This window comes from Mycobacteriales bacterium, assembly GCA_036497565.1.
Classification (GTDB): domain Bacteria; phylum Actinomycetota; class Actinomycetes; order Mycobacteriales; family QHCD01; genus DASXJE01.
Map to the genome: position 1 here is coordinate 1 of DASXJE010000202.1, position 6,126 is coordinate 6,126.

Below are 6,126 nucleotides of genomic sequence, written 5' to 3' on the forward strand. Positions count from 1 at the left end.
CTCGCGGTCAAGGGAGCCACCGCCTACGAGCGGGAGGATCTCGTCGAGCGACTGACCGGTGCCCGGCACCTGTTGTCCGACACGTCGGTGACGGTGTACGTCGTCGGCGAGTTCAAACAGGGCAAGAGCTCTCTGATCAACTGCCTCATCACCGCCCCGGTGTGTCCGGTCTGGCGTTCGGTCAACGCTCCGGGGAGCAGGGCGAACCCGTACACGACTCCCGCGAAAGCAGATACCAGCTGGAAGACCGGCGACAGCCAGGTGCTCTCGAGCCACTGACGGCCCGGCTGGGGCCGAGTGGGGGCTAGGAGCCCGGATGCGCCACCCCGTCGACCCGAAAGTCGGCGGCCAGGGTGTCCGCGAGGTGCATGAACGCCGCGTCCGCGAGCCTGAGCAGGCCATGCGCAGCTCGACGGTGCGGGTGTATTGCCACCTCCGAATGACGACAGCGACACCAACGCCGGGACGAACCCGGCCCGCGGAGCCGCAGCGCGGGTAACTCTGGCGTCGCATGCGACGACACGGTGAGGACCCAGTTCGTCCTCGACACCCCGGGGGTGGCGCTGACAGGCAGGCGATACGCCTGCCCGCCAAAGAGTTGAGGTGCCTATGGCCATCAGCCTCGTCGTCATGCAGACCGGGCTCCGAGTGCAGTTCACGGGACCTGACCGGATCGCCGCGTGCTCTCGGGGGCTCCACGTGCCCTTCGAGCGGATCGTCGGGTCGCGGGTGATGACCCGGAACGACGCCGTCGCCTCAAGCCCTCGCCTTCCCTGCCCCGGGTCATGGTGGCCCGGGCGGCTCCGCGCAGGCTCTTGGGGCGTCGGAGAGCGCCGACAGCTCTGGGGCGTTCGCCGGGGTGACTACGTCGTGGTCGTCTACCTTTCGGGACGTCCGTTCCATCGGGTCGTCGTGGACGTCGCGGATCCCCAGCGGACGCACCGCGGCATCGAGGCGGCGCTGCTGCACAGCAAGACGACCAGTGCTCGCCAGTCGCTTCGCGGCCTGCTGCCCGGGCCCAGCGAGGACGGGCCCAGCTTCACCCGGCGCGGGACGCCTGAAGCGTTCTAGGTGGTCCTGTTCTATGCCGCCGTCCGCGCCGACACCGACGGGCGTCCGCCGGGCGGTTCCGGCGCGAGCTGAGCAGGTTGTTGGTTCTGCCCGGCGGCGTCTCGCTAGCCGTCTCGGTCGTCGTCGCTGCCTTGATCTAGACGGAGCTCGGCGGCAGACGGCATGAGGAGAGCACGCGAATGGCGGTTGTGGGCGAGCGTAGCGTGATCCAAGTCACACGAATGCTGCCCCGGACCCCGGCCCCGTTCGGAACCGATACCGGAGGTACTGCCATGGCCCGCATGATGATCGACTGCCGGGATATGCCCAGCGACAGCAACTGCACATTGGCGATTGCCGGTGACGACGTCGAGGATCTGCTCGACGCTGCCGTGTTGCACGCGACGAGCAAGCACGGCCACGACGACGGTCCGGAACTTCGCGAGGGTATTCGCGGCGGGCTGAAGCCCGCCGAAGCGGCCATGGCCTGACCACCCCGCGAGCCCACCCGGCGCGAGCCGGTCGGACGGCAAGGCCCTCAGGCGAACGCGGCAGCGGGTCGTATGCACCGTCCGACCTGCTGACCGTGGTCGCGTGCACGTTCAACGATCACAAGTAAAGGAGAATCACGATGGCTGGTCTGGTGAAGAAGAGCTTGGACAAACCGGAGGAGGTCCGGCCGTTCAACGATGGCATGGGCCAGCTAGAACTGGTGAATGTCGACACCGGCGGTGTCGGCCGGGCCACGTTCGAACCCGGATGGCAGTGGTCCAAGCACATCAAGCCGCTCGCGGGGACCGACAGCTGCCAGGCAGCGCACATGGGCTATGTCATCTCCGGACAGATGACGGTCCGCATGGACGACGGCGAGGAAGCCACTTTCGGCCCCGGTGACTTCATGGAGTGCCCTCCTGGCCACGATGCGTGGATAGTCGGCCAGACACCGTGTGTTGTCATCGACTGGCAGGGCTTTGCCGACTACGCGAAAGGCTGACGAGCGGGGTCTCGCTGTCGACAAGTTGCCACCGGCACCGACCCGAGCGCGTCGATCGCCGCCGCCTCGTCGGGATGCAGCGCATCCTCGAGGTACTCGGTGAGCAGCTCCTCCAGGTGGATGCAGGCGATATCGCGGGGGTCGTCCCGCTGCAGGTCACGCCATCACCGCCTCGAGGGTCTCCCGCAGCTTGGCCCGTCCGCGGTGCAGGAGCACGCGCTGGTTGGCGGGGGTGAGGTCGAGGAGCTCGCACACCTCGTCGCTGTCGAAGCCCTGGACGTCGCGGAGCTCGACGACGGCTCGCTGGCGCTCCGGAACGTCGGCGAGCGCCCGTTGCAGGGCAGTGTGGAACTCCGCGGTCAGGGCCGCGGTCTCCGGCTCGAGGTCGACGGGTACCGCGTCGGCGAGCCAGCCGCCGGCGTGGGACTCATCCCGCTCACGGGAACGCTGCCGAGGCACGGCCGGTCCGGTCAGCTCGAGGTTCAGGCGTTCTTCGTGGCGAGCGCGGCCGCGAGCGACGTTGAGCAGGATGCGGAAGACCCACGTCCGCAGCGCAGCGCGGCCCTCGAACCCGTGCAGCGAGCGCAGCACCGCCAGCCAGGTCTCCTGGACGACCTCCTCGGCCGACGAGTGGGTACGGACGTACAGGCGGGCGACACGGAGCATCGCGGGCGACCACTGCCGTACGACGGTCGCGAAGGCAGCCTGGTCGCCTGACCGCAGACGCGCGAGGAGGGCCGGGTCCTCCGCCTGCATGCCGTCAGGGTAGCGCCGGTCACCCCGGAATCCGGCCCGTCCGAGGCGGCAGGGCCGGCGCTGCCGACAGCCCGGCGCCTCACACCAGCTCTGCGTCGGTGTGCACGTGGAGCAGCGCCGGCCCGTCGGCAGCGAAGAGTGCCTTCATGCGGTCACCGAGCTCGGGGGTGTGCCGGGCCCGAAGGCCGGTGGCGCCGCAGAGCGTCGCGTAGTCGGCGAAGTCCGGGTTGACCAGCGAGGTCTGCCAGACGGCGTACTGACCGGCGAGCTGTTCCTTGCTGATCTTGCCGAGCACCCCGTTGTCGAGCAGCACGTGCTTGACCGGGATCCCGTATTTCACCGCGGTCGTCAGCTCGGCGAGGTACTGGGCGAACCCGCCGTCGCCGGTCACCGCGACCACGGGCCGCGTCGGGTCGGCGGCCCACGCACCCATCGCCGCCGGGTATCCGAAGCCGATCGATCCGAGATAGCCGGACATGAGTACCGGCTGGCCCGCGCTCTCGAAGTAGCGGCCGAACGAGTAGGCGTGATTGCCGACGTCGACCGCGATGGTCGCGTCGAACGGGCAGTGCTCGGACAACGCCTCGAACACGGCCGCACTGGCGATGCCCCGACCCCGGTCGTCGGCCGCGCGGCGCGCCTTCTCGGCCCGCCAGATCGACCACCGGGTGGCCACGTCCCCGCGCTGAACCTCGGATGCTGTGACGCCGAGCGACGAGAGCAGGACCTGCAGCGTGACCGCGGCGTCACCGAGCACCGCGACGTCGACGGGGTGGAAACGACCGATCGCGGAAGGCGCGTCATCGATCTGCACGATCGACTTGTACGGCGCGATCCCGGTGTGGTTGGCGAACGACGCCCCGACGACCAGCAGGACGTCCGACTCGTTCATCAGCCACGACGCCACCGGGGTGCCCGAGCGCCCGAGGACGCCGGCGCCCAGCGGGTGCGTATCGGGCAACAGGCCCTTGGCGCGGAACGTGGTGAGCACCGGCGCGTCGAGGCGCTCGGCGAGCTCCCGGACCTCGGCGGCAGCGCACCGGGCCCCCTCGCCGACGATGATGACCGGTCGGCGGGCGTTCTCGAGCTTGTCCACCGCCGCCCGCAGCGTCGTCGTCGACGGGGTGACGGCGCGGTCGGCACGGCGACCGCGTGGAAGCGCGGCCGGCGCGTCCGACGGATGTTCCTGGACCTCGTCGGGCAGCACGAGGTGAGCGACGCCGCGGCCGTCGATGGCGTGCTTGATCGCGGTCGCGGCCAGCTCGGCGTGGTCGGACCCGGCGTGCACCGTCACGGTGGACAGGGCCACGTCGCGGAACACCGCGGAGAGGTCCACGTCCTGGAACGCGCCCCGGCCGAGCACCTTCGAGGGCACCTGTCCGGAGATCGCGAGCACCGGTGAACCGTCCAGGCGCGCGTCGTACAGACCGGTGAGAAGGTTCGTCGAGCCGGGTCCGGCGATCGCGAAACAGACCGCGGGCCGGCCGGTGAGCTTGCCGTAGGCGGAGGCCGCGAACGCTGCGGCGCCCTCGTGCCGGATCCCGATATAACGCATCTCGCCGCGCCCCTCGGCCTTGCGCAGCGCCTCGGCGAACCCGAGGTTGGAGTGTCCGACCATGCCGAACACGGTGTCGACACCCGACGCCACGAGTGTCTCGACGAGCACGTCCGACACGGTCCGTGGGAGCTCCTCGACGTCGGGGAGCTCGACGTACGCGCCGTCGGCGCGTTCCTCGACGCCGAAGGCGCGGGGAGCATCGGAGAAACCCTCCGGCGGACGGCCCGTCGTCGGGTCGTAGTCGTACCCGTGCCACGGACAGCGCAGCATCCCGTTCTCGATCGAGCCCTCGCCGAGCGGGCCACCCTGGTGGGGGCAATGGTTGTCGAGCGCTCCGAGTCGCCCGCCGCATCGGGTGACCGCGATGCTCCGCCCATCGACGACCGCGGTGTGAACGCGTCCTTCATCCGGGACGTCCTCGAGGCGGTGCCAGGACAGGGTCATCGCGCGCCCGCCCCCGCGCACGCCGGCACCGGTGTTCCGCCGTTCATGTAACGCCTCCGCCTCCGTATGACACGTACTCACGACAGTGCCGGTGACCGCGGTCGGCGTTACGCGAGGAGGACGAATGGACGAACAGGCCCTGGTCGCCACCCGGCGGTCGCTGCACGCCGTCGCCGAACAGCTCGTGGCCGGTCCACAGCACCGTGCAGCCGGCACGATCCGGCTGCGCGTGACGCCGGGTGGCTTCGGCGGTGTGGTCCCGGAGGCGCCGCGGGTCGAGGGCAGCGAATTCGTCTGGGACGGCGGTCGGACCCCGCTGTCGGGAACGCTCCGTGAGCTCGCCGCGGCCGCCGGCCTCGTCCACGGGCCACCGGTCGGGGTCTACGTGCCCGCCTCCGAGCTGGACTCCGACGACGCCCTCGTCATCGATGTCGCGGCGGCCGAGATGCTCGAGGACTGGTTCGCCCGCGGCGACCTGGCCCTGCGCGCCCTCGCCGCCGACGTCGAGCCGGTGCTGTGGCCGGAGCACTTCGACCTGGGGATCGCGCTGGACGAGGTCAACTACGGGGTATCGCCGGGCGACGCCGACCAGGCGCGCCCCTACGGCTACGTCGGACCGTGGACCCCACGGACCGGCGAGTTCTGGAACGCTCCTTTCGGGGCCCGTCGATGGGCCGACGACCTCCCCGACGCCGACGCCATCGGCGCGTTCTTCGAGGAGGGTCGCAGCCTGGCCGCTTAGCTCGGCCCGAGACGACGAGGTCACCGTGAGGGGGCGACCATGACCGTGAGTGGGGAGCCCGGCCCGGTTCAGCATGGACCGCGCGGTGGGGTCGCGGGTGCGTTCTTCCGGGATCGGGTCGCGGGCCGAGCGGCGATCGCGACCGCGATCGTGCGGATAGCCGCCGGCGTGGTGTTCGTGCTGTTCGCGATCCCGAAGTTCGCCTTCCACGACATGGAGCTCGCCGAGTTCGTGCGGTACGGGTTCCCGGCCTCCAGCACCGTGATCTACCTCGTCGGGGTACTGGAGACGGCAGGCGGGCTGATGCTGGTGCTGGGGCTGGCAACCCGACTCGCGGCTGCGGGGCTCGCGGTGAACATGGCGGGCGCCGTCGCGACGGCCGGAGTCCGGGTCGGGGGCCCGATCCACCTGGGCCTGGCCCCGACGCTGCTTTTCGCGATGCTCTATCTGCTCTGGGCAGGTCCCGGAGCCGCTGCGCTCGATCGGCGGCTCGCGGTGAGGTTCGAACCCGCCGCCAGGTGATCTCTCGGTCGAAGGCGACCACGGCGACCGGCGTGGGCGCCGGCTCGTCAGCCCCACCGA

8 protein-coding genes are annotated in these 6,126 nt (G+C 70.5%); 6 read left to right on the forward strand and 2 right to left on the reverse strand.

What is annotated here, in order from left to right:
• From VGH85_16665 to VGH85_16680, 4 genes are all read left to right on the forward strand, one after another.
• Positions 1-279 (forward strand): hypothetical protein (locus VGH85_16665; GenBank protein ID HEY2175440.1); only part of this gene is annotated, 279 nt, incomplete at its 5' end.
• 591 nt (positions 280-870) lie between these two features.
• The gene (locus VGH85_16670) at positions 871-1,071 is read left to right on the forward strand and encodes a hypothetical protein (protein HEY2175441.1); all 201 of its coding nucleotides are present in this window, start codon (positions 871-873) and stop codon (positions 1,069-1,071) included.
• Between the two features lie 272 nt (positions 1,072-1,343).
• Complete coding sequence (locus tag VGH85_16675) at positions 1,344-1,541, forward strand: DUF1059 domain-containing protein (protein HEY2175442.1); 198 nt, start codon at positions 1,344-1,346, stop codon at positions 1,539-1,541.
• A 140-nt stretch (positions 1,542-1,681) separates the two neighbouring features.
• Positions 1,682-2,044, forward strand: coding sequence for a cupin domain-containing protein (locus VGH85_16680; GenBank protein ID HEY2175443.1), 363 nt, complete (start codon positions 1,682-1,684; stop codon positions 2,042-2,044).
• A gap of 156 nt (positions 2,045-2,200) precedes the next feature.
• Here VGH85_16680 and VGH85_16685 read toward each other — a convergent pair whose 3' ends face one another.
• Both VGH85_16685 and VGH85_16690 read right to left on the reverse strand, forming a co-directional pair.
• Positions 2,201-2,800 carry an RNA polymerase sigma factor gene (locus VGH85_16685; protein HEY2175444.1) on the reverse strand — a complete coding sequence of 200 codons (600 nt, stop codon included), beginning with the start codon at positions 2,798-2,800 and terminating at the stop codon, positions 2,201-2,203.
• A gap of 79 nt (positions 2,801-2,879) precedes the next feature.
• Positions 2,880-4,823: a thiamine pyrophosphate-binding protein gene (locus tag VGH85_16690; GenBank protein ID HEY2175445.1), complete on the reverse strand. Its 1,944-nt coding sequence runs from the start codon at positions 4,821-4,823 to the stop codon at positions 2,880-2,882.
• Positions 4,824-4,926: 103 nt separating this feature from the next.
• On the opposite strand from VGH85_16690, the gene VGH85_16695 reads away from it, so the two are divergent.
• Both VGH85_16695 and VGH85_16700 read left to right on the forward strand, forming a co-directional pair.
• The gene (locus tag VGH85_16695; GenBank protein HEY2175446.1) at positions 4,927-5,544 is read left to right on the forward strand and encodes a hypothetical protein; all 618 of its coding nucleotides are present in this window, start codon (positions 4,927-4,929) and stop codon (positions 5,542-5,544) included.
• 39 nt (positions 5,545-5,583) lie between these two features.
• On the forward strand, positions 5,584-6,066 hold the full coding sequence (locus tag VGH85_16700) for a DoxX family protein (GenBank protein HEY2175447.1): 483 nt from the start codon (positions 5,584-5,586) through the stop codon (positions 6,064-6,066).
• Positions 6,067-6,126: the final 60 nt, after the last annotated feature.